Origin of the sequence: Listeria monocytogenes (assembly GCF_013282665.1) — a bacterium.
Lineage (GTDB): Bacteria > Bacillota > Bacilli > Lactobacillales > Listeriaceae > Listeria > Listeria monocytogenes_C.
Genome location: NZ_CP054041.1, coordinates 1,415,989 through 1,440,071, shown reverse-complemented (window position 1 = coordinate 1,440,071; position 24,083 = coordinate 1,415,989). Strand labels below are relative to the sequence as shown.

Genomic DNA, 24,083 nt, shown 5'->3' with positions numbered 1-24,083 from the left:
TAGCGATCGCTTAATTTTATATTTTGCAAAAAACAAATCATTGTTTCTTATTGTTTTGGAGTCTCAATTATCGAACCGAATTACTCAGTCTTTTCAGCGGCTGCATTTTCCGGTTGTACGATATTGAAGGCATCATTTTGATTAGTAAAGTCGTCATCATCCATGTCACGCATCTCGATTTCTTCTTCGTCTGCGGAAAGCATTTTAACATCCATTCCAAGACTTTGAAGTTCTTTGATGAGTACTTTGAAGGATTCTGGCACACCAGGTTCTGGAACGCTTTCGCCTTTAACAATCGCTTCGTAAGTTTTCACACGACCAACCACGTCATCGGATTTAATCGTTAGGATTTCTTGAAGTGTATAAGCAGCACCATAAGCTTCCAGTGCCCATACTTCCATTTCACCAAAACGTTGTCCACCAAATTGTGCTTTACCACCAAGCGGTTGTTGCGTTACTAGAGAGTAAGGTCCAGTTGAACGCGCATGAAGTTTATCATCAACCATGTGGGCAAGTTTGATCATGTACATTACACCTACAGAGATACGGTTATCAAATGCTTCACCAGAACGTCCGTCATAAAGAATTGTTTTCGCATCGCGCGCCATACCAGCTTCTTCCACTGTGCTCCAAACGTCTTCTTCATTCGCTCCATCAAATACTGGTGTTGCAACGTGAATTCCTAAAGCACGAGCAGCCATACCTAAGTGTAGCTCTAGTACTTGTCCGATATTCATACGAGATGGTACCCCTAGTGGGTTAAGCATGATATCAACAGGTGTTCCGTCTGGCATAAATGGCATATCTTCTTCAGGTAAAATACGGGAGATAACCCCTTTGTTACCATGACGTCCGGCCATTTTATCGCCTTCATGGATTTTACGTTTTTGTACAATATAAACACGTACTAATTGGTTTACACCAGGTGGTAGTTCGTCGCCTGCTTCACGTGTAAAGATCTTCACGTCAAGCACGATTCCGCCGCCGCCATGAGGTACACGTAATGAAGTATCACGAACTTCACGTGCTTTTTCACCAAAGATAGCGTGTAATAAACGTTCTTCTGCAGTTAATTCGGTAACTCCTTTTGGTGTTACTTTACCAACTAGAAGGTCGTTGTCTTTTACTTCAGCACCAACACGGATAATCCCACGTTCGTCAAGGTCGCGTAAAGCGTCTTCCCCAACATTTGGAATATCACGAGTCATTTCTTCAGGTCCGAGTTTAGTATCACGAGCTTCTGATTCAAATTCTTCAATATGAATCGAAGTATAAACGTCATCTTTTACAAGACGTTCACTCATGATGATCGCATCCTCGTAGTTATAACCATCCCAAGTCATGAACGCAACTAGTACGTTACGACCAAGAGCAAGTTCACCGGAATCCATCGATGGACCGTTACCAAGGATTTCTCCTTTAACAACGCGGTCACCTTCTGCTACGTTTGGACGTTGGTTATAACAAGTACCTTGGTTAGAACGAACAAATTTACGTAATGTATATTTATCAATTCCGCCAGTTACTTCTTTGCCATCCACTAGAGATACACGACGAACCCAAATTTCGCGGGCTTCAACGTGTTCTACAATACCGTCATGTTTGGCAGTTACAGCAGCACCAGAGTCTTTTGCAGATACGTGTTCCATACCTGTTCCAACAAATGGAGCTTCAGGGTGCATAAGAGGAACCGCTTGACGTTGCATGTTCGCTCCCATTAGCGCACGGTTACTATCATCGTTTTCAAGGAACGGAATACATGCTGTCGCAACAGATACAACCTGTTTAGGCGATACGTCCATGTAGTCAATACGTTCTTTTTCTACCGCTAAGTTTTCTGAACGGAAACGAGCCATAACTTCTTCTTCTGTGAAAGTACCTTGCTCGTCTAATTTCGAGTTTGCTTGTGCTACTACATAGTTATCCTCTTCATCCGCAGTTAGGTAATCAATCTTATCTGTAACACGGTTTGTTTCAGGATCTACGCGGCGGTAAGGCGTTTCGATAAAGCCGAATTTATTTACCTTCGCAAAGGAAGAAAGGGAGTTAATCAAACCAATGTTTGGTCCCTCTGGCGTTTCAATCGGACACATACGGCCATAGTGAGAGTAATGCACGTCACGTACTTCATAACCAGCACGTTCACGCGTCAAACCACCAGGTCCAAGCGCCGAAAGACGACGTTTATGCGTAAGTTCGCCAAGTGGATTTGTTTGATCCATGAACTGAGATAACTGCGAGCTACCAAAGAATTCTTTGATAGATGCAACTACTGGGCGAATATTAATCAATTGCTGTGGTGTAATTGTCGTCATATCTTGAATAGACATACGCTCACGAACTACACGCTCCATACGGGATAAACCGATACGGAATTGGTTTTGTAAAAGTTCACCTACAGAACGAAGACGACGATTACCTAGGTGATCGATGTCATCTGTATCGCCAACACCATGTAGCAAGTTAAAGAAATAGCTAATGGATGAAATAATATCAGAAGGCGTGATGTGTTTTACATTTTCTTCGATATACGCGTTACCGATAATGTTGATTTCTTTTTCTTCATCATTTGGTGCATAGATTTTAATAGATTGAACGAGTACGCTATCTTCCATAACTCCATCAGTTGGACGAAGTGTGCGGAAACCTACACCGTTTTCTAAATTTGGAATGATTTGATCTAAATTACGACGATCCAAAATGTCACCTTTAGAAGCAATAATTTCACCAGTTTCTGGATCCACTAAAGTTTCTGCTAATGTTTGGTTGAATAGACGGTTTTTTAGATGTAATTTTTTGTTGATTTTATAACGTCCAACGCTTGCAAGATCGTAGCGTTTTGGATCAAAGAAACGAGAAACTAGTAAGCTTCTAGCGTTATCAACTGTTGGGGGTTCACCCGGACGTAATCTTTCGTAAATTTCTAGAAGTGCTTTTTCAGCATTGTCAGTGTTGTCTTTTTCAAGCGTGTTGCGTAAGTAGTCATTGTCCCCGATTAAATCAATAATTTCTTGATCGGAACCAAAGCCTAGTGCACGAAGTAAAACAGTTACTGGTAATTTACGTGTACGGTCAATACGAACGTGTACAACGTCTTTAGCATCTGTTTCATACTCAAGCCAAGCCCCACGGTTAGGGATGACAGTAGAACCAAAGCCTTTTTTACCATTTTTGTCTAGTTTTCCATTGAAGTAAACACCTGGAGAACGAACTAATTGGGAAACGATAACACGTTCTGCCCCATTAATAATGAACGTACCCATTTCAGTCATTAGTGGGAAATCACCCATAAATACTTCTTGGTCTTTTACTTCGCCGGTTTCTTTGTTGATTAGGCGCAACTTCACGCGTAGTGGAGCCGCATAGTTTGCATCACGGTTCTTAGATTCTTCTACCGAATATTTCGGCTCTCCAAGATCGTAATCAATGAATTCTAAAGATAAATTACCCGCAAAATCCTCAATTGGCGAAATATCGCGGAACATCTCACGTAGCCCTTCATCTAAGAACCACTGGTAAGAAGCTGTTTGAATCTCAATTAAGTTTGGTAATTCAAGTACTTCACTGATTCGCGCAAAACTTCTACGCGTACGATGCCGTCCATATTTTACATCATGTCCTGAATGTCCTGACAAACTATTCACCCCTCAAATTAATTAAAAAATTTATAAGCACACCGACTTCACCTTTAGGCACAAAAACAGTGGAACCCCCCGCACCCGATGTTTAAGTAAAATCGTTCAAAAGCAAGTACTTCCATACCCCTCATCAGCCTTAAACATCGTTCATCAAAAGTTTCCTGCTACCTTGTGTACATCTGATTCGCATAGCCGCAATCAGATAAAACCTAGACGGAAATCAAGTGGAACTTCAAAAAGAAAAAAATTGCTGCTTTAGACAAAAAGAAAGCGGATTTCATCAACTATTTCTGAAAACCACATCCATGTTTATTTATAGCACCAAAAACCGCGAAAACGCTTCATTTTTAATCGTATTTTGAAATAAAATGCAACGCAAAAAAACGGTATAGATTCTTTTGGCATTATACTATAATACAACATCTCTCTACCTATGTCAAATATTTTTCTAGAAAAATAAGAAGCGGCATGTTATAATATTTGCCGCTTCTTTTGCGTATGCTTTGAAATTGTATAAAGATTACCTAATTTAAAGAATTTATCCCTTTTAACAAAGTACCATTTGAACAAAACATTAAGAATTGTTCACTTGAAATATTTATTAATATAGCACCTTGATCAAAAAGGAATTCAGGCCAATGCTTTATAAAAAAATGCTACTCCGTTTCTACAGCATAGTCCTTTAGCCAAAATGCTAAAACGGTGTCTTGTTGATTATAGTTTATACTTTTTAACAGATAATTACTAAAATCCTCATATATACCATTACCCAAATCATCCAGCCAATTGTAATCCATTTTCGCTAATGGAGGTAATTTGTCCTCAGAATCAAGTTACTCAAAATGGTGATGACGATGACTAATATACTTTTCCCACATCTTGCTACTATATGCTTTAGCAAGAGGTTTTATATACTTCATTTCCTCATCCGACATTTTAATCCCTTCAATATTAAAATACCAAGACAAATCGAAGTCCTCTATATTCACATATTTACTATCTCTATCCATATTATTTTCCACATAAAACACGCACCTTAATTTCTGTAGTTTCATATACTTCTCCAATTCTTACATAATTGAAGAATATATTTGTCGCGTTTTCCATCATGCTTTGAAATTGTATAACGGTTTAATTATTTCTTGAATTTCCATCGTATCTTCTACATCAACAAGTAATTGTTTAGCTGATTTATAGGCTTTTGGGGCTTCATCAATTGTTTTTTTAGAAACAGAAGTAGTCCAAACGTCTTTCATTGCTACCTGATAGCTTTCTAAACTGATTTGCGCTTTTGCTTTAGAGCGACTTAGCATTCTTCCTGCCCCGTGCGGCGCCGAGTAATTCCAATCTGCATTTCCTTTCCCAGTTGCAAGAATGCTGCCATCGCGCATATTTAGAGGAACGATAATTTGCTCCCCAAGCTGAGCAGATGTCGCACCTTTTCTAAGCATGTGGTTATCGATATCAATGTAATTATGCACACAATCAAACGCCGAAACAACTGCTTTATCCCATTTCATCGCTTTTAAAATAGTTTCTGCCATGATGTAACGATTACGAGCAGCAAATTTTTGCGCAATTTCCATGTCATTTAAATAATTGTTTAAATCAGAGCCCGTCACATAAGATAAGTCATAATCCAATTTCACTTGCTCGCGCTCACCGTTCAAGTTATTAGCCATTTCTATATTGCCGCGTTTTTTCGCAGCAGTGGCGTCTAATTTCAATTCTTTACGCAATACGTCTAATCTTTTATAAGCTACCTCTTGGTGATATTCCGCGATTTCTTTACCCAGCACCCGACTTCCACTATGGATTACAAGGTAAATACCGTCAGAACCTTGATTTATCTCAATAAAATGGTTTCCACCACCAAGTGTACCTATACTTCTAGCTACCCAGCCGCGATGAATCGGCGCAACCACGTTTTCCAAATCAAATTCATCAATCGGTTGATCATGCGTTTTGCTTCCGGATGGTACTCTTTCGCGAATAGCTTTATCTAGCTTATCAAAATTCATTTTTAACTTGCCAGATTTTAGTTTCACCACATACAGTCCGCAACCGATGTCCACTCCAACCAAATTTGGTACAATTTTATCTTGAATTGTCATCGTCGTTCCAATCACGCAACCTTTACCGCCGTGCGTGTCGGGCATGATTCGAATTTTACTATCCTTCGTAAAAGGTTGATTACACAGCGTAATAATTTGCCCGATGGTATTGTCATCCACGTTATCTGTAAAAACTTTCGCTTCGTTATATTTTCCTTTTAATGTTAGCATTTCTATTCCTCATTTTCTGTTTAATAGAGAAATGAAAGTCTCCACTTCTCTTCCTAGCTGTTTAAGTTCCCCAGTTCTCCTATTGTCATTCGACTCACTTCTTTCAAGTTTATTTTTAAGTACAAAAAAAGTCCCTCAATCAAGAAAGATTGAAGGACGTAACTTTTAACGGACACTACTTCGAAAAGACACTGCTTGGCTATGCAGGAACGTTAAAGAAATACCTATTATCTTCTGTCTTGATTGGTTGTTTTTTTCTAGCATATCTTTCATTCTAAGCATATCCCTCAGTCCTTTCTTGGTAAAATGTATTTCTATATTAGCACGTTTCCGCACTTGATACAACTTAATTTTTAACGCTTTTGAAAATAAAATAGCCCTTATCTTTTGCGACTGTTTCAACGTTACCAAAAACTTCTTCCATTTTCTTTTCAGCAGATGGGCCGCCTTGTTTCTTTTGAATAACAATCCAAAGTTCTCCGTTTTCTTGCAAGTGATCGTAAGCACCTTCTAAAATAGCGTGAACTATTCTTTTCCCTGCACGAATTGGCGGATTACTTATAATCGCTTGGTAATCGTTCGCAGTTACGTTATCATAAACCGAACTTTCATAGATATGTGTGTTCGTAATTTTATTGATTTCCGCATTTTCTTTTGCAAGTTCTAGTGCGCGCAAATTAACATCCACCATTTCAATTTGGCTATCAGGAAATTCTTTCGCTACCGTTAATCCCATCGGACCATAGCCGCAACCCACATCCAAGATTTTCCCTGTTTTCGTTTCTAACTCAAAAGATTCAATCAATAATTTCGAACCAAAATCGACCGTATTTTTGGAAAACACGCCATTGTCACTTGTAAAACTCATATTAAAACCTTTTAACATCACTTGCCATGTTTTTCGGTTGTGTTTAATTGTTTCGTCGTTTGTGTAGTAATGATTGTTAGTCAAGAACCGCACCTTCCTTTCGTATCTCTAGCTATTTTAGCATAAAATCCCCTTCTAAAGTAGCGCTAACGAAAGAAAAACAGGCGCTTTGATTATTACGCGCCTGTTTCTAAGTTATTAAGATTCTTTCTTCTTGAACCCTTGAGCTTCGAATTGTTTTACCGTTTCTTTTAGACTAACATTTTTAGGATCTGTTGTTCCGCCAAGTAGAGAAGCAACTGAATCCTTATCTGCTTTATATAAATCAACAGACATTGTTAATTCTAGCGCTTCATCAGTAAATTTCGTTTCTAGTGAAGCTCCTTTACTATCTTTATATGCAGCGTATTGGGAAGCAACTTGCTCTTCCAATTGTTTCTTCATACCGTCATCTAATTTGGTGACATTTTCAATCCCAAGAGCAGCATATGGATAAACCATTTTTTGATCTACTTTTCTTAAATTATCACCAACATGAGAAAATGTTGCTTCTAACTTAGCGCCACTAATGTCCGCTACATATGTTACTGTCTCCATTTTTTCTTCTTTTTTCTCACTTTTCTTTTTACTTGAATCACTTCCACAAGCTGTTACAAGTAAAGCTAAAACTAAAATACTTAAAATACTTAAAAACTTTTTCATCGATTGTTATACTCCCTTTTTTGTTTAGTTTTTCAGTTGATATTTATTTAACAAACTAGCTGCGTCTTTTCGTAATGCCACATAGGCCTTAACACCATCGCTGTACCAATTTGTATCCAAACCTTCTTCTCCGTTCAAATAACTAACGCAGTACTCATCCCAGTCATCAAAATGCATTACAGCAGCGTTCCATAATTCTTCAAGGAAGCCCCATGCTTGCTCCTCGTTAATCAAGTCTAAAGAATAGCAGACGCGCACAATATAACCTAATCTATCTAAATCAAATGCGCCATACGTTTTCACTTTGTTAGCTGCTGCTACAAGTGAATTTTCATCTTGCCCTTGTTTTTGAGAAGCTTTAGTAACAATTCGAATAACTTTATTTGTTGTATTCGCAGCAATCATTCCTGAATAATCATTCGCTTTAGTCCAGTTAGTGATTACTTCGATAGCAGAATAGCTGTCATTAATCCCAAACATCGGCAACCAATATTTCATGACTTTTGCAGCTTGATTCTTCGGATAATATAGCTTCAACATTTTATTCGAACCATCTAATTTTGTTTCTACGTTATGTTTATACTCTGTAGTAAAAGCTCCAATACAAAGCAATCTCTCTTTATCTGCTGAAAAATGATTAAATTGCAGATATTCCTCTGGTATAGAAACCTTTTTTCGACCAAACATTTCTTCTCCGCCCCTCTAGTAATTTATTTTGCTTTTTAATACTACAATACGTAGTCCTAAAAGTCAATAACATAATAAAAAACTCCTCTTAATAAAAAAGAGAAGTTTCTACTAGCTTATTTTCTTCGTTCAATTGTAATGCCTTTCTTCTTTTCTAGTATAAACATATCCGCTTGAAAAGCACTAAATAAAACGCCTACACCACATAATACAATAATGAAGATCAAGAACAATACATTGTGTTTTTTACTTGGCGCTTCATAGTTCGCGATAAATGTAAGCCTTTCTTTTAAAGCTTTCGTATTTTCATGAAGCGATACGGCTACATAAGATTCCTTATAATTTCCTGATTTAACAAGTGACGAAAGCAACGTATCACCATAACCAATATATTTACTTTTAGGCAATGTAGCTAACACAGCTTCATCACACGCTAATTCACGATCCATTTGAATCCATTTATTCATCAGGTACATCAACGGATTAAACCAATAGACACAAGTGAAAAATTGGACCATCCAAACATAATACATATCTTTATGTTTACAATGAACTAGCTCATGCATAAAAATATAATGCAATTCCACATTCAAAAAAGTTTCATCTGGTATAACTATTACATTCTTTTTTAGTCCAAGAAAAATCGGTGAAGAAATAAGTGGATTTATCATCAACTCTACCGGTCGCTTAATATTCAATTTCTCCATAGTTTCCGCCAATAAATCGAGCTGTTCCAAATTATCTACTCTTCGTGCGCCAGAAAACACATATTTTTTGAAATTACGATACGAGGCTATCCGGTAAATAAAACTAAGTAAAAATATCACGAGCCAAGCTACCCATAAATAATCCAGTACCGTCATCCAAAAAACAGTTTTAAAATCATGTTGTAATACAATCCCACTTCGATCCATTACAATGGAAGTAACCCCATCAAATTCCGTTTTATTTCTCCACATAAACTCACTATCTTTTGCAAACCTAAAGAAAAGATAGGCAAAAGGAATGGTTAAAAAGAAAAAAACAATCAGCCATGAGTAATAAATTTTCCCTTTACTCAAATAACGATTGAATATTCTTTGTAATATCCAGACTAGCGGTATTAATATAACCGATGTTAAAGCCATTGATAAGAAAATCTTAAGCAGTTCATTCATTAGGTGATTTCATCCTTTTCCAAAATTGTTGTAAATCTTCTAGTTCGTCTGGTGAAATTAAATCATTTTGTACTAAGTTTGTAATTAACCCTTTTACATCCCCTTCATAAATATCTTCTACAAAGGTTTCCGTTTGTCGTTCTAAATACTCGTTTTCACTTACAATCGCATAATATTCGTTTTTGCGACCAACTTTCTTCACACTCAGTAAATTTTTCTCAACTAAGCGCGTTAAAAAAGTTAGTATAGTGTTTTTCTTCCACGAGTAATTTTTCTCTTCTAGCTTTCCAGCAACATCAGCATACTGAACCGCTCTTCCAAAATCCCATATAATCTTCATTACTTCTAATTCAGATTTTGATATAGATTTAATTGCCATATATAAACCCCCAGAAAACTAATTCATCTCTTTATACTAGCATGTAATAGCAATTAAAAAAAGCCTTCAAAAAAAGTTTAAAAAGCATTTTTTATATAACAATAAAAAAAGACCTTAGATAACAAGTATCTAAGGTCTTTAAGTTAATTACTTAACTTCTACGTTAGCGCCAACTTCTTCAAGTTTAGCTTTGATTTCTTCAGCTTCGTCTTTAGCAACGCCTTCTTTAAGAGCTTTAGGAGCGTTGTCAACTAATTCTTTAGCTTCTTTTAAGCCAAGACCAGTGATTTCACGAACCACTTTGATTACTTTGATTTTAGAATCTCCAGCAGAAGCTAGTTCTACAGTGAATTCAGTTTGCTCAGCAGCACCGCCACCAGCAGCAGCTACAGCTACAGGAGCAGCAGCAGTTACGCCAAATTCTTCTTCGATTGCTTTTACTAAATCGTTAAGTTCTAATACAGATGCTTCTTTTACGGAAGCAATGATTTCTTCAATGTTTAAAGCCATTTTGAAATTCCTCCAATAATATAATTTTTCGGATTTAACCGAGATTTGTTTGTAGGGTTCCCCCTAGGTAGAACAGATTATGCTTCTTGTCCTTCTTTTTGGTCAGCAACAGCTTTAGTAGCGATAGCAAGACCGCGAACTGGAGCTTGAAGTACGTTGCAAAGCATAGATAGCAATCCTTCGCGTGATGGAAGTGTTGCAAGTGCTTTAATTTCTTCAAGAGAAGCAACTTTACCTTCAATAACACCGGCTTTGATTTCTAGTGCTTCATGATCTTTAGCGAAATCGTTAAGGATTTTCGCAGGCGCAACTACGTCTTCATTACTGAATGCGATTGCGTTAGGACCAGTTAGAGCTCCTTCTAAACCTTCGTAACCGTTAGCTTCAACAGCACGGCGAGTTAGTGAGTTTTTATAAACTTTAAACTCAATACCAGCATCACGCAATTGTTTACGTAAGTCAGTGATTTCGCCAACGTTTAAGCCGCGGTAATCAACAATTACTGTAGACGCACTAGCTGATAATTTTGTTTTAATTTCTTCAACTGCACTTTGTTTAGCTTCAAGAACTTTACTCATTTTTCCACCTCCGTCCAACAATTAAATCTAATTAAACAGACACAAGTTCCGTTTGATCAGCAACAAAAAACCTCTGACACCGTAGACGTCAGAGGTTTTTGTAAAATGCACGCGGGCGCACACTTCAAAAGAAATCCCTCGGGTGGCAAATTTAAGCGATAAACGCACCAACTGTCTACGGTAAGGATATTTGATTGTTTCAACTAGCCTATCTTATCAAAAGACAAGGGGCTGGTCAAGTTAAATTTTATAAGCTTGCTGGGTCGACTTTGATTCCAGGTCCGAAAGTAGTTGTTACGGAAAGATTTTTCACGTAAGTACCTTTCGCAGCAGCAGGTTTTGCTTTTTGTAGAACGTCATTCACAGTACGGAAGTTTTCTACTAGTTTAGCAGCATCAAAAGATACTTTACCGATTGCAGCGTGGACGTTACCAGCTTTATCAACACGGTATTCTACTTTACCAGCTTTAATTTCGTTAACTGCTTTAGTTACGTCCATAGTTACTGTACCAGTTTTAGGGTTTGGCATTAAACCTTTTGGTCCAAGGACACGGCCTAATTTACCAACTTCACCCATCATGTCAGGTGTAGCAACGATAACGTCAAATTCAAACCAACCTTGGTTGATTTTTTCAACGAATTCAGATTCACCAACGTAATCAGCTCCAGCAGCCTCAGCTTCTTTAGCTTTTTCACCTTTTGCGAATACTAATACGCGTTGAGTTTTACCAGTACCGTTTGGTAATACAACAGCACCGCGGATTTGTTGGTCCGCTTTTTTAGGGTCAACGCCAAGACGGAATGCTACTTCAACAGTTGCATCGAATTTAGCGAAGTCAATTTTTTTAGCAAGTTCTACTGCTTCTTCTGCAGTGTAAACTTTGTTTGCATCAATTTGTTTTAAAGCATCTTGATACTTTTTGCCTTTCTTAGCCATTTCTTTTCCTCCTTAATTGTCAAATTGTGAAACACACGATTAATCTTGGATAGTGATACCCATAGAACGTGCAGTACCTTCAACCATTAGCATTGCAGATTCAACATTTGCAGCGTTAAGGTCTGGCATTTTTGTTTCAGCAATTTCCTGTACTTGAGCGCGAGTTACAGATGCAACTTTTGTTTTGTTTGGTTCACCGGATCCTTTTTCCACTTTAGCTGCTTTTTTAAGTAATACAGCTGCTGGTGGAGTTTTAGTGATGAACGTAAACGAACGGTCTTCAAATACAGTGATCACAACAGGAATAATAAGACCAGCTTGATCGGCTGTGCGAGCATTAAACTCTTTACAGAATCCCATGATGTTTACGCCAGCTTGACCTAATGCAGGTCCAACTGGAGGTGCAGGATTTGCTTTACCTGCTGGAATTTGAAGTTTAACTTCTTTAATCACTTTTTTTGCCACGAGACATACCTCCTTAAGTCCGTGATGTGGTTGACTGGGGCTGATATTTCCCCTCCCACGTTAAAACATACGTCAAAAACGTACTTATATATGATACCATTTTAAATGTGTAGTTGCAAGATTATTTATAAATTTACTTTAAATTCCATTGTGTCTTTATCGAAATAAACATTTTTATTTTCACGCCATAAATTCAAATACGACGCGTAGCCTTGTGCTGCCTTATCTAGCCACGCCGGATTGACCGTTTTTAGTAGTTGCAATGTTTTTTCAAAAGCGACTTTTCTGGTGTCTGCTTCTAAAATATTATCACTTCGCTCCATATCTTCTTTCCGGTGGCGCAATTCAAACTCCATTCCCATATACCAACAAATATGCAAGAAAACCTCGTATTTAAATTCTTCGAAGTTTGTTGTTTTAAATTCACTATTACGTTTGCCACGTTCGTAACCATATAGCATATAGCCATCTTGTTCGCTATAATCCATACAAAGCTCGCCAAAACCTGGTCCATCGCCCAAAAATAGTGGGAAGTCGAGTTCTAAAAAATCGGCTTCTCGCTTAAACTCCAGATAAATCCGCTTTGCTTTATCCATTTAGGCGCCTCCTAACAAAACAACCTCCACAAATAATGTAGAGGTTGCACATTTTAAAGTTTTTCGATTTGGTTGAAATCCACTTCGACTGGCGTTTCACGTCCGAACATGTTAACCATGACTTTCGCTTTACCTTTGTCATTGTCCATTTCGTCCACTTTACCGGAGAAGTCAGCAAATGGCCCTTCTTTGACCATAACAGTTTCGCCAATTTCAAAATCAGCTTCCGCACGTTTTTCCACCATGCCCATGCTTTTAAGAATACGATCCGCTTCTTCTGGAAGTAATGGCGTTGGTTTTGATCCAGAACCTGCTGAACCCACGAAACCTGTAACACCAGGGGTATTACGCACAACATACCAAGAATCATCCGTCATAACGATTTCTACTAATACATAACCAGGGAAAACTTTGCGTTTGATTGTTTTTGTTTTACCATTTTTCACTTCTGTTTCTTCTTCTTCCGGTACGATAACTCGGAAAATTTTATCGGACATGCCCATTGATTCTACACGTTTTTCTAAGTTTGCTTTGACTTTATTTTCATAACCGGAGTAAGTATGAACTACATACCAATTTTTTTCCATTGTTTAGTTGGCAGCAATCCTATTTTGCCGCCATCCTCCTTTTAGTATAATCCAAAATAAAAAACCCGAAAGTTGTACGGGTTTTGTCTCAAGTAATAGTATATCATTATCTTTGTAAAATTCCTAGCACTACACGATAAGTTTAATAATTTGTTCGATACCAAAATCAATTAACATAAAGAATAAAGCAAATAAAACTACTGTAATAACTACTGTTACTGTGTATGTTAAAAGTTCTTTTCTAGTTGGCCACGTAACTTTGTGCATTTCGGATGAAACATTCCGAAAGAATCTTGCTATTGCAGACATACCAAAACCTCCATATCGTCTATTTTGTTTCTCGATGTAATGTATGTTTATTGCAGTGTCGGCAGAATTTCTTCACTTCTAAACGCGTTTCTTTCTGCGTCCCGCTAACATTGACTGTATAGTTTCTTGAACCACACTCAGAACAAGCGAGGGATGTTTTCTTCTTCATAAATTATCTCAACTCCGCAATCATTAAATATGCCATGCCAAAAAATAGGCACATTTCATCCATATAAATATAACATTTGACTCTTAGCTAGTCAATTGTTTTTTCATTCTAGCTGTTTCATCATTTTCTTTTTCACGCGTTGGAGAGCATTATCAATTGCTTTCTCTTTTTTATTGAAGTAAAGCGCCATTTCTTGATAGCTCTTGCCTTCTAAATATTGCTTTAATACTTCTTTTTCAAATTCGCTTGTGACTTGTTCTAGTTGACGTGCTACATGTATTAAATCTTCATTTTTGATTAAAAAGTCTTCTGGCGTTTCGGCCGCTTTTTCGGAAATGACATCTAATAAAGTCCAGTCTACATCGTCCTCAGCCATTGGTGTGTCTAGTGAAACAGAATTATTAAGCGGAATATTCTTCTGCCTAGATGCCCGTTTCACGGCCGAAAGAAGTTGTCTGTTAATACACATTTCTGCAAAAGATCGAAAAGAAGCTTCTTTTGTTTTATCGTAATCTCGAATTGCTTTGAAAAGGCCAATCATCGCTTCTTGAATTAAATCGTCACGCTCTGCACCTTGCAGAAAATATTGAGTTGATTTCCAGTAAATAACCGATTGATACTTACTGAAAAAATATTCTAATGCTTCTGTATCACCGCTTCTTGCTAGTTCGAGCATCGCAAGTTCTTCTTGATTCACTGAATTATTCACTAAGCTAATCGGCTCCTTTACAACAGGATTTCTTCTATGGTTGCTCCATTATACATAGTCAAAAACATACCGTCAATCCCTTACTTCTCGCCTCTTCTCCACTTTTCGAGCTGTGAAATGACATCAGAATCCAGATTAAGGTTTGATTTTGGCATTTCTTCCTGAATTCGCTTGATTTTCTGTCCGATTTGTTTACTCATTTCTTGAATTTCAAAAAGTAACTCCCGCGATGAAATTCGTAGTGCACCTTGTCCAAAAATAGCCCACTGTTCTGTATAGTCAGATGTTGCTACCATAATTTGCGTCCGCGCGTTTTTCCATTCAATCGCTTTTTGTTCGATATACTCATCTGCCGTTTCATCCTCATGCGTAAAAACAACTTCTACCTGATACTTCTTACTTTTACGCTTCACACCTCGGACAAACTGCGCATCAAAAACGACCACCACCCGATATCCCGTATAACTTTGATATTCCGCCATCCATTCTACAAGTTTATCTCTCGCTGCTTCCAAATCACGATCTTTTAAGAAACTAAGTTCTGGCCAAGCACCAATCACATTATACCCGTCAACAAGCAGAATTTGTTCCATCTTTATTTCTCCAGAGGGAAACGTTTCCGATAAACTTCATAAAGTAACAAACTAGCTGCAACTGACGCATTAAGTGAAGTAACTTTTCCACGCATTGGTAAATGGACAAGGAAATCACATTTTTCACGAACTAAACGGCTCATGCCAAATCCTTCACTACCAATAACAATAGCAAGCGGCATATCTACATCCATCGTCCGGTAATCGCTACTTCCTTTCGCATCTGTTCCAAAAATCCAGAGCCCACGTTTTTGTAGTTCTTCCATTGTCCGCACCATATTCGTTACGCGAACCACCGGAACATACTCCATCGCTCCAGTACTTGCTTTGGCTACAGTTTGCGTCAAACCTACAGAGCGACGTTTCGGAATAATAATCCCATGTGCGCCAACAGAATCCGCTGTACGCATAATTGAGCCTAAGTTGTGTGGATCTTCTAATTCATCCAAAATAATGAAAAATGGCATTTCATCTTTTGCTTCAGCTGCAGCGAATAAATCGTCTAACTCCGCATATTGATAAGCCGCCACTTGAGCTGCAACACCTTGATGAGCCCCACTTACTACTTTTTCAATCTTTTGTTTAGGCACAAATTGAACTTGAATTTTTCGTTCTTTCGCTAATGTTAATACTTGTTTTAACACGCCTTTTTGTGAACCTTCTTGCACATATATTTTATGAATATCTCTATCAGATCGTAATACTTCAAGAACAGGATTTCTCCCGCCAATCCACTCTTGTTCGTTTTCTTGTTCCATTAGTTGTTTTCCACTCCTTTTTCTACTATTTCAAGCGCCTTCTCCATCCATTTTTGCAAACGATCCATTTCACCAGCTAAGTATAGATAGCCTAGTACTGCTTCAAAAGATGTGGACATACTGTAAGTTCCAGGATCTGTATTTTTTGGCACTGTATATGACTTAGCGTTACGCCCACGCTTAGCAATTCTATCTTCTTCTTCCGTCAAAAATCCTTCCGCAATCATAGCTTTCAGCGCCACAGCTTGCCCTTTTGCAGAAACGAATTTTGTCGCTGTTTTGTGCAATTGATTTGGTTTTGTCTTTCCAGCAGCAAGTAAATATTCACGGATAAATTTTTCGTACACTGCGTCACCCATGTAAGCAAGCGCGAGACCATTCAGTTGTTTATATTCTTTCACTTCTGCCATGATTTACCCCCGTCTAAACCGCGTGCCTTGCGCAGTGTCTTCCAAAATAATATTTTTTTCTTTTAAAATGTCTCGAATTTCATCAGCGCGAGCAAAATTACGCTCATTTCGCGCTTGTAGACGTTCTTCGATTAACGCTTCCACTTCGCTATCATCCAGCGAATCAGTTTGCGTATTCTCTAGTTTTAAGCCTAGTACTTCCGCAAACAAACGCATCATACTTAAGAATTCGCGCAGAACGTTGATAGAAACAGTTTCTTTCGCCAAATAAATATTGGCACGTTTTGCCAGTTCATGGAAAGTTGTAATAGCATTTGCGGTATTGAAATCATCATCCATATCATCTTCAAAAGCTTGTTTTAATTCAGTTAGTTGTTCTAACCACTCGTCCTCATGCGATTCTTCCACATATTCGCCATCATCCGTTTGAATCCGGTGATCAATATTTTGGTATGCAATCATTAACCGTTCCAAACCATTTTTCGCATCTTCTAAAATCGCATCATTCAGCGTAATTGGCTTCCGATAATGTACAGATAACATGAAGAAACGAATCACATTCGGGTCATTGTCTTTTAACACATCATGCAACGTAATAAAATTCCCAAGCGATTTGGACATTTTTTCCCCATCAATATTTAAAAAGGCATTGTGCATCCAGTAGTTCGCGAACGTTTTCCCTGTTGCTGCTTCTGATTGAGCAATTTCATCCTCATGGTGAGGAAATACTAAATCTTGCCCTCCTGCATGAATATCAATTGTGTCACCCAAATATTTTTTTGCAAGCGCCGAGCATTCAATATGCCAACCCGGGCGCCCATTACCAAACGGACTTTCCCAGAAAATTTCACCCGGTTTAGCCGCTTTCCAAAGCGTGAAATCAAGTTCATCTTGTTTACGCTCATTATATTCAACCCGAGCCCCGTGTTGCAATTCCGATAATTCTTGGCCAGATAGTTTCCCGTAATCTTTGAATTTTTTCGTCCGGAAATAGACATCGCCAGCCGACTCATACGCATAGCCTTTTTCGATCAGGGTGCTTATCAATTGAATGATTTCATCCATATTCTCCGTTACACGTGGATTCACAGTCGCTTTCGCCACATTCAGTTGATCGACATCATCAAAATAAGCGCCTATAAAGCGATCCGCCACTTCTGGAACTGTCAATTTAAGTTCATTAGCCGCACGAATTAATTTATCATCCACATCCGTAAAGTTAGACACGAATTTCACATCATAGCCACGATACGTAAAATAACGTCGAACCGTATCAAAAACAATAATTGGACGCGCATTTCCGATATGAATGTAGTTATATACAGTCGGTCCGCAAACATACATTTTCACTTCGCCATCTTTGAGTGGTTTAAAAGGCTCTTTCTCTCGTTTTAACGTATTAAAAATTTGTATCGACAATCAGATCTACTCCTTTTCCTTCAAAAGTTTTTCTACTATATTTTCTAATTCCGCAATTCGTAACGTCAGTTCATCCATTTTAGGAACCGCGTGACCTACCGTGCGACCATTCAAACGAACAACCTTAGCAGGAATCCCGACAACCGTCGCGCCTGGAGGTACATCTTTTAAAACGACAGCTCCTGCTCCAACACGCGCCCCTGCCCCGATTTCTACCGGTCCAAGTACTTTTGCGCCTGCCGAAACGAGCGCCCCGTCACCAACAGTTGGATGGCGTTTTCCGCAATCTTTCCCAGTTCCACCTAGCGTAACTCCGTGGAATATCGTTACATCATCACCGATTTCTGCCGTCTCACCAATAACAATTCCTGCACCATGATCAATAAAAAGCCTTCTACCAATAGTTGCGCCTGGATGAATCTCTATATTAGTCCAGAAACGAGCGGTCTGCGATAATACTTTTCCAAACAAAACCATTTTATGACGATAAAAAAAGTTCGCCACACGATGCCACCAAAGTGCGTGCAATCCCGGATTCGTTAAAAAAGCATCAAAAAAGCTCTTCGTCGCAGGGTCATTCTTTATAATTGTTGCAATATCTTCTTTTAAGCGAGTTGGCATTTTGTTGCCTCCTTATTCAAGTTCGTACATTTTTTATTGGAACCTAACCAACAAAAAAAGCCCCTCCGATACAGAGACGCTTTGCGCGGTTCCACTCTGACTTGAGCACTGCTAATTTTAGCAAATACTCCAACTCTAGGGGTGGGGGTAACGACCCACATTTCGTCTGATGATACTAAATTTCCCATCAGAATTCAGGGAGGCATTTCAGGAGTGTTCAGCTAAGTCGCTTCCAGCCATGGCGACTCTCTCTATAAACTTAGAATTCCGTACTTCTTCCCATCATCACTTTTTCCGTATATTTAGTTCTATTATAACAGCAATAAAATTCCTTGCAACTGAAATATATCAAAATAAAAAAGCACCCCGCAAATAGCCGAGATGCTTTCATTCAAAATCAATTATTTTTCAACCATGTATCCAAACGATTAAGCACTTTTTCACGACCAAGAACTTCGATTGCAAGTGGCAATTCAGGACCATGCATTTCACCCGTCGTTACAATACGAATTGGCATAAATAACCCTTTACCCTTTACGCCCGTTTCTTTTTGAACACGCTTGATTGCCGCTTTTACTTCCGCAGCTTCAAGAACTTCTAGTGCTTCTAGTTCTTTTTTGAAAGCCGAAATAACGGTTGGAACTGTTTCTTCCGCAAGCACCGCTGTCTCTTCTTCATCAAACGTAATTGACTCTGCATCCGCAAAGAACATTTCTGAAAGTGGCACAATTTCCGCACCATAGCTCATTTGCTCATGATAAAGTGACACCAATTTGTGCACCCAATCAAGTTCAGCTTGATCTAGCTCAGCAGATACAACACCTGCTTTTTGTAAATGCGGTAACGAAAGCTCTACTACATCATTTAGCGGTAATTTTTTCACATATTGGTTATTCACCCATGTTAATTTAACATTATCAAACAGCGCAGGTGATTTAGATAAACGTTTTGGATCAAACATTTTAATGAATTCTTCTTTAGAGAAAATTTCTTCTTCACCTTCTGGAGACCAACCAAGCATAGCAATGAAGTTAAATAATGCTTCTGGTAAATATCCTAAATCGCGATATTGTTCGATAAATTGAATAATCGAGCCATCACGTTTACTTAATTTACGTCTGCTTTCATTCACAATAAGCGTCATATGACCAAAAATCGGCGGCTCCCAGCCGAATGCATTATAAATCAAAATTTGTTTAGGCGTATTCGAAATATGGTCGTCTCCGCGAAGAACATGGGAGATTTCCATCAAATGGTCGTCCACTGCTACGGCAAAGTTATAAGTCGGAATTCCGTCTTTTTTCGCAATAACAAAATCGCCTATTCCATTTGATTCAAACGAAACATCGTCTTTCACCATATCGTTGAAAGTAATTGTTTCATTTGCTGGCACTTTGAAACGAATACTCGGTTTAAAACCCTGCGCTTCTTTCTCCGCTTGTTGTTCTTTTGTTAAATGACGACATTTCCCACTATAACGAGGCATTTCACCATTTGCTTTTTGTTTTTCACGTTCAGCATCCAGCTCTTCTTCCGTACAATAACATTTATAAGCCAAACCTTCATCCAAAAGTTGTTGAATTAACGGTTCATAAATGGATTGACGTTCCGACTGACGGTAAGGTCCGTATTTTCCGGGAACATCCACGCCTTCATCCCAGTCCATACCTAGCCATTTTAAATTTGTCATTTGGCTTTCTTCACCGTCGGCTATGTTACGTTTAGCGTCTGTATCTTCAATTCTAATGATAAAATCTCCATCATTATGTCTTGCAAATAAATAGTTAAATAAGGCAGTACGCGCATTTCCAATATGCAAAAATCCAGTTGGACTTGGTGCATAACGTACACGTACTCGTTTTGTTTCACTCACAATTATTCACTCCTTCAATTATTTTTCAAGTAAGACAATAGCTAGACTTGCGATGCCTTCTTCTCGACCAGTAAATCCTAATTTCTCTGTCGTAGTCGCCTTAATATTCACTTGGGCTGAATCCGCATGTAGCAACTCCGCAATTCGAAGCTTTATTTGCTCAACATACGGTGCCATTTTTGGCTTTTCAGCAATAATAGTAGCATCTAGATTCCCAAGACGAAAACCATCCGCCTCTACCTTCCGCCAAATTTCTGTAAGTAACTCAGCTGAATCCGCGTCTTTAAAAGCCATATCTGTATCCGGGAAAAAATGACCAATATCACCAGCGCCAATTGCACCTATGATAGCATCAGTAATAGCGTGCAGAAGTACATCCGCATCACTGTGACCTAGTAACCCTTTCTCATAAGGAATTTTAATCCCGCCAATAATCAGCTCTCGGTCATAAACAAGTTTATGTACATCATAACCTTGACCAATTCTAATCATTTGCTATCCCTCCAAGTTCCCCTAAAATCGCCTTTGCGAGCGGCATATCTTCAGGAGTTGTCAGCTTAATATTATAATAACTTCCTTGGACAATAGCAACAGGACAAGGAAGTCGCTCAACCAGACTAGCTTCATCCGTTCCTAAAAACTGTTCTTTTTGAGCAAGTTGATGCGCTTTTCGTAAGATAGGTAATTCAAAAGCTTGCGGCGTTTGAACTTGCCAAAGATTTTCACGGTCAACTGTTTCTTGAACGACACCATTTACCACTCGTTTCACCGTATCTTTTACTTTTACTGCACAAATCGCGGCTTTACTTTGCTTTACACCAATTAATAATCGATCAATAATATCTACCGTGATAAACGGCCTTGCGCCATCATGCACTAAGACAACGCTCTCCGTCCCACAACGCTCAAGACCTGCTGCTACACTGTATTGGCGCTCACTTCCGCCCTTCACAATCTCAATTCGGCTTTCAACAACTTTAAGCTGACTCATTAATTCTTTTACATGCTTTCTTTCCTCTTCTTGACACACAACAATCACTTTTGAACAACGATTATCTGCTAAAAAGGGACGCAAGGCATGAATGAAAATTGGTTCACCAACTAACTCTAGCCACATTTTATTTTTCTGGGCATTCATACGTTTCCCTTGACCTGCCGCTAAAAAAACCAACTCATAATTCATGCTTATTTCCTCCTTCTAATCAGGATGGTTTAGCAAAAATCATTCTTCCTGCTGATGTTTGAAGTACACTCGTTACTTCCACTTGAATTGTTTCATTAATAAATTTACGGCCATCTTCTACAACAATCATTGTTCCATCATCTAAATATGCAACGCCTTGATTGTGTTCTTTACCATCTTTCACCATAAGAACAGTCATTTTCTCACCTGGCAAAACAACAGGTTTTACAGCATTCGCCAAATCATTAATATTTAAAACTGGTACATTTTGGAACTCACATACTTTGTTTAAATTATAATCATTTGTAACAACAATACCGCCCATTACTTTAGCAAGTTTCACAAGTTTACTGTCCACTTCTGGCGTATCTTCAAAATCACCTTCATACATTTCCACTTGAATAGCATCTTCTTTTTGGATTCGATTTAAAATATCCAATCCCCGGCGCCCTCTTGTACGTTTAAGCGTATCAGATGAATCCGCAATATGCTGAAGTTCGGCTAACACAAATAGTGGAATAACCACTGTTCCATCTAAAAATCCAGTAGTCAAAATATCCGCAATACGACCATCAATAATTACGCTCGTATCCAAAATTTTATATGTTTTCTTAGATTTCTCTTCTGTTTTCTCTTCTTCTGGTGTTTTTTTCTTAGCATTTCTGTTATTAACAAAATTACCAAATTCATTACGACGACTGATTCCAATACGGAACCCTAAATAACCTAACACCAACGTTAAAATAACTGGTACTACAGAATTTAAAAGTGGAATATTTGTTTGACTTAGTGCATTGCTTGCGAAAAATGCAATGACCAAACCTACAAATAAACCAAGTCCTCCATAAACAAGAGTTGCAATAGCAATTTTAGCTAACTTTTCCTCTAACCAATTAAGTGCGGCTTCTACATATTTCACCGCCCAGAAAGTAATAAGATAAAATATAAGTGCACCAATCAGAGCATCAGTATAAGGATTATTAATTAGCAGAATGTGACCTATTCCAAGTTTCACCCATAATGCTGGTAGCGAAAAGACTCCCGTTGTCCCACCTAGAATTAAAAAACACACTCGAATTACCCATGTAAGCATTTAGTTTCCCCCTTTCCATTTTTAAATTTATATGTACAATTGAGCTATTACCAAATATACATATAGCACTATTTTACACTATTAAAAGACTATACCGCAAATAGTACTCACGGAATCAACGAAGTATTTATTTTCAATCTGGTAAAGCCTTCTTCAAAGCTTCTCCAATCGTTTCCACCCCAACCACTTGCACATCTTTTGGTATTTTCCAAGTACCTTCATTATTTTTCGGTATGAAAATCCGTTTAAATCCTAGTTTCGCCGCTTCTTGCACGCGTTGTTCAATTCTTGCTACTCGACGAATTTCACCTGTAAGTCCAAGTTCTCCGATAAAGCAATCTGTGCTTCTCGTTGGTTTATCACGATAACTAGATGCCACACTTACTGCAACTGCCAAATCCACTGCAGGTTCATCAAGTTTAACCCCACCCGCTGCTTTCAAATAAGCATCTTGATTTTGCAGCATTAATCCAACTCTTTTTTCTAAAACGGCCATAATTAGCGAAACTTTATTATAGTCTATTCCTGTCGCCATTCGCTTAGCATTACCAAACATCGTAGGTGAAACAAGCGCTTGAATTTCCACAAGAACTGGACGAGTCCCTTCCATAGAAGCTACAACCGTTGAGCCCGAAGCGCCTTCAAGACGTTCTTCCAAGAATACTTCGGAAGGATTAGCAACTTCAACAAGTCCAACATCTCGCATTTCAAATATACCCATTTCGTTAGTGGAACCAAAACGGTTTTTCACTGCACGCAAAATCCGGTAAGCATGATGACGCTCCCCTTCAAAATAAAGTACTGTATCAACCATATGTTCAAGCAGGCGCGGTCCCGCAATTGCGCCTTCCTTCGTTACATGCCCAACAATAAAGATAGCAATGTTTTGCATTTTGGCAATTCGCATCAATGCTGCTGTACATTCCCTAACCTGCGAAACACTCCCTGCCGCACTCGTAACATCCGGGTGATAAACGGTCTGAATAGAATCAATGACTACAAAATCCGGCTTCACAAAATCAATCGTTTCTTGAACTGCTTCTAAATTTGTTTCTGCATATACATATAAATTATCTCCCGAAACTTGCAAACGTTCTGCACGTAGCTTCGTTTGTTTGATAGATTCTTCTCCTGAGATATATAATACTTTTTTATTCGTGAGCGTGAGTTGAGCTGAAACTTGTAATAATAATGTCGACTTCCCGATACCAGGATCGCCCCCGACAAGTACCATAGATCCTGGAACCACACCACCACCGAGGACTCTATTTAACTCCGGCATATTTGTTTCAACCCGTTTTTCTGTTTCACTTTCTATTTGAGTAATTGGAGTCGCTTTCGAAGGCTCTCCAGTATGATTAAAAGCTGAGCGCGATTTTTTTGATGGCTCCAAAGCTTCTACCATCTGATTCCACTCATTGCAATTCGGACATTTTCCCATCCATTTAGCCGATTCATATCCACATGCCTGACACACAAATTTGGTTGTCCTTTTTGCTTTAGCCATTTCTACATCCCTCCATACATATGCTCCATTTTACCACAGATCATCTGTTC

General features: G+C 38.5%; 27 protein-coding genes and 2 other annotated features. All 27 genes read right to left on the bottom strand.

Going from position 1 to position 24,083, the window contains the following annotated elements:
* Positions 1 to 80: 80 nt before the first annotated feature.
* The 27 genes from rpoB to radA all read right to left on the bottom strand — a co-directional run bounded on the left by rpoB (position 81) and on the right by radA (position 24,033).
* A complete protein-coding gene (rpoB, locus tag HRK21_RS07260; protein WP_003723045.1) occupies positions 81 to 3,635 on the bottom strand; it encodes a DNA-directed RNA polymerase subunit beta in 3,555 nt (1,184 codons plus the stop codon).
* An 836-nt stretch (positions 3,636 to 4,471) separates the two neighbouring features.
* Complete coding sequence (locus tag HRK21_RS14035; RefSeq protein ID WP_223276772.1) at positions 4,472 to 4,693, bottom strand: DUF2947 family protein; 222 nt, start codon at positions 4,691 to 4,693, stop codon at positions 4,472 to 4,474.
* A 51-nt stretch (positions 4,694 to 4,744) separates the two neighbouring features.
* Positions 4,745 to 5,923: an RtcB family protein gene (locus HRK21_RS07250; protein WP_070005904.1), complete on the bottom strand. Its 1,179-nt coding sequence runs from the start codon at positions 5,921 to 5,923 to the stop codon at positions 4,745 to 4,747.
* A 346-nt stretch (positions 5,924 to 6,269) separates the two neighbouring features.
* Entirely contained in the window at positions 6,270 to 6,875 is a 606-nt protein-coding gene (locus HRK21_RS07245) for a class I SAM-dependent methyltransferase (protein WP_070005903.1), read from the bottom strand.
* Between the two features lie 114 nt (positions 6,876 to 6,989).
* Positions 6,990 to 7,493, bottom strand: a complete 504-nt coding sequence (locus tag HRK21_RS07240; protein ID WP_070005902.1) for a YehR family lipoprotein — start codon at positions 7,491 to 7,493, stop codon at positions 6,990 to 6,992.
* A 24-nt stretch (positions 7,494 to 7,517) separates the two neighbouring features.
* Positions 7,518 to 8,180: a DUF1266 domain-containing protein gene (locus HRK21_RS07235; protein ID WP_070005901.1), complete on the bottom strand. Its 663-nt coding sequence runs from the start codon at positions 8,178 to 8,180 to the stop codon at positions 7,518 to 7,520.
* A gap of 116 nt (positions 8,181 to 8,296) precedes the next feature.
* Complete coding sequence (locus HRK21_RS07230; protein ID WP_070005900.1) at positions 8,297 to 9,337, bottom strand: M56 family metallopeptidase; 1,041 nt, start codon at positions 9,335 to 9,337, stop codon at positions 8,297 to 8,299.
* Positions 9,330 to 9,716 carry a BlaI/MecI/CopY family transcriptional regulator gene (locus tag HRK21_RS07225; RefSeq protein ID WP_003737968.1) on the bottom strand — a complete coding sequence of 129 codons (387 nt, stop codon included), beginning with the start codon at positions 9,714 to 9,716 and terminating at the stop codon, positions 9,330 to 9,332. Before HRK21_RS07225 ends, HRK21_RS07230 begins: the two co-directional genes overlap by 8 nt.
* Before the next feature lie 147 nt (positions 9,717 to 9,863).
* A complete protein-coding gene (rplL, locus tag HRK21_RS07220; RefSeq protein ID WP_003729189.1) occupies positions 9,864 to 10,226 on the bottom strand; it encodes a 50S ribosomal protein L7/L12 in 363 nt (120 codons plus the stop codon).
* 77 nt (positions 10,227 to 10,303) lie between these two features.
* Positions 10,304 to 10,804, bottom strand: a complete 501-nt coding sequence (gene rplJ, locus HRK21_RS07215; protein ID WP_003732833.1) for a 50S ribosomal protein L10 — start codon at positions 10,802 to 10,804, stop codon at positions 10,304 to 10,306.
* Positions 10,805 to 10,859: 55 nt separating this feature from the next.
* Positions 10,860 to 11,003 (bottom strand) — a sequence feature (ribosomal protein L10 leader region).
* Between the two features lie 48 nt (positions 11,004 to 11,051).
* Positions 11,052 to 11,741, bottom strand: a complete 690-nt coding sequence (gene rplA / locus HRK21_RS07210) for a 50S ribosomal protein L1 (RefSeq protein ID WP_003726838.1) — start codon at positions 11,739 to 11,741, stop codon at positions 11,052 to 11,054.
* 39 nt (positions 11,742 to 11,780) lie between these two features.
* Positions 11,781 to 12,206 carry a 50S ribosomal protein L11 gene (gene rplK, locus HRK21_RS07205; protein ID WP_003718336.1) on the bottom strand — a complete coding sequence of 142 codons (426 nt, stop codon included), beginning with the start codon at positions 12,204 to 12,206 and terminating at the stop codon, positions 11,781 to 11,783.
* Between the two features lie 125 nt (positions 12,207 to 12,331).
* A complete protein-coding gene (locus HRK21_RS07200) occupies positions 12,332 to 12,802 on the bottom strand; it encodes an Imm63 family immunity protein (RefSeq protein WP_069887662.1) in 471 nt (156 codons plus the stop codon).
* Positions 12,803 to 12,855: 53 nt separating this feature from the next.
* Positions 12,856 to 13,389 carry a transcription termination/antitermination protein NusG gene (gene nusG / locus HRK21_RS07195; RefSeq protein ID WP_003726896.1) on the bottom strand — a complete coding sequence of 178 codons (534 nt, stop codon included), beginning with the start codon at positions 13,387 to 13,389 and terminating at the stop codon, positions 12,856 to 12,858.
* Between the two features lie 129 nt (positions 13,390 to 13,518).
* Entirely contained in the window at positions 13,519 to 13,698 is a 180-nt protein-coding gene (gene secE / locus HRK21_RS07190; RefSeq protein ID WP_003726895.1) for a preprotein translocase subunit SecE, read from the bottom strand.
* 19 nt (positions 13,699 to 13,717) lie between these two features.
* The gene (gene rpmG, locus HRK21_RS07185) at positions 13,718 to 13,867 is read right to left on the bottom strand and encodes a 50S ribosomal protein L33 (RefSeq protein WP_003728079.1); all 150 of its coding nucleotides are present in this window, start codon (positions 13,865 to 13,867) and stop codon (positions 13,718 to 13,720) included.
* A 103-nt stretch (positions 13,868 to 13,970) separates the two neighbouring features.
* The gene (locus HRK21_RS07180) at positions 13,971 to 14,576 is read right to left on the bottom strand and encodes an RNA polymerase factor sigma-70 (RefSeq protein ID WP_069009915.1); all 606 of its coding nucleotides are present in this window, start codon (positions 14,574 to 14,576) and stop codon (positions 13,971 to 13,973) included.
* 80 nt (positions 14,577 to 14,656) lie between these two features.
* Complete coding sequence (locus HRK21_RS07175) at positions 14,657 to 15,169, bottom strand: NYN domain-containing protein (protein WP_003737965.1); 513 nt, start codon at positions 15,167 to 15,169, stop codon at positions 14,657 to 14,659.
* A 2-nt stretch (positions 15,170 to 15,171) separates the two neighbouring features.
* Positions 15,172 to 15,927, bottom strand: coding sequence for a 23S rRNA (guanosine(2251)-2'-O)-methyltransferase RlmB (gene rlmB, locus HRK21_RS07170; protein WP_003724085.1), 756 nt, complete (start codon positions 15,925 to 15,927; stop codon positions 15,172 to 15,174).
* Complete coding sequence (locus tag HRK21_RS07165; protein WP_069887663.1) at positions 15,927 to 16,337, bottom strand: Mini-ribonuclease 3; 411 nt, start codon at positions 16,335 to 16,337, stop codon at positions 15,927 to 15,929. The genes rlmB and HRK21_RS07165 overlap by 1 nt, the downstream gene beginning before the upstream one ends.
* 3 nt (positions 16,338 to 16,340) lie before the next feature.
* Positions 16,341 to 17,756, bottom strand: a complete 1,416-nt coding sequence (gene cysS, locus HRK21_RS07160; protein WP_003737963.1) for a cysteine--tRNA ligase — start codon at positions 17,754 to 17,756, stop codon at positions 16,341 to 16,343.
* Positions 17,757 to 17,762: 6 nt separating this feature from the next.
* Positions 17,763 to 18,377 (bottom strand): serine O-acetyltransferase EpsC, encoded by a 615-nt coding sequence (gene epsC / locus HRK21_RS07155; protein WP_003737962.1) that lies wholly within the window; start codon positions 18,375 to 18,377, stop codon positions 17,763 to 17,765.
* 69 nt (positions 18,378 to 18,446) lie between these two features.
* Positions 18,447 to 18,672, bottom strand: a binding site (T-box leader).
* 102 nt (positions 18,673 to 18,774) lie between these two features.
* Entirely contained in the window at positions 18,775 to 20,250 is a 1,476-nt protein-coding gene (gene gltX / locus HRK21_RS07150) for a glutamate--tRNA ligase (RefSeq protein ID WP_003728082.1), read from the bottom strand.
* Between the two features lie 18 nt (positions 20,251 to 20,268).
* The gene (gene ispF / locus HRK21_RS07145) at positions 20,269 to 20,742 is read right to left on the bottom strand and encodes a 2-C-methyl-D-erythritol 2,4-cyclodiphosphate synthase (protein ID WP_069887665.1); all 474 of its coding nucleotides are present in this window, start codon (positions 20,740 to 20,742) and stop codon (positions 20,269 to 20,271) included.
* Positions 20,735 to 21,433 carry a 2-C-methyl-D-erythritol 4-phosphate cytidylyltransferase gene (ispD, locus tag HRK21_RS07140; RefSeq protein ID WP_069887666.1) on the bottom strand — a complete coding sequence of 233 codons (699 nt, stop codon included), beginning with the start codon at positions 21,431 to 21,433 and terminating at the stop codon, positions 20,735 to 20,737. Before ispD ends, ispF begins: the two co-directional genes overlap by 8 nt.
* A gap of 19 nt (positions 21,434 to 21,452) precedes the next feature.
* On the bottom strand, positions 21,453 to 22,526 hold the full coding sequence (locus HRK21_RS07135) for a PIN/TRAM domain-containing protein (RefSeq protein WP_003737958.1): 1,074 nt from the start codon (positions 22,524 to 22,526) through the stop codon (positions 21,453 to 21,455).
* A gap of 133 nt (positions 22,527 to 22,659) precedes the next feature.
* The gene (radA, locus tag HRK21_RS07130; RefSeq protein ID WP_003729197.1) at positions 22,660 to 24,033 is read right to left on the bottom strand and encodes a DNA repair protein RadA; all 1,374 of its coding nucleotides are present in this window, start codon (positions 24,031 to 24,033) and stop codon (positions 22,660 to 22,662) included.
* Positions 24,034 to 24,083 lie beyond the last annotated feature (50 nt).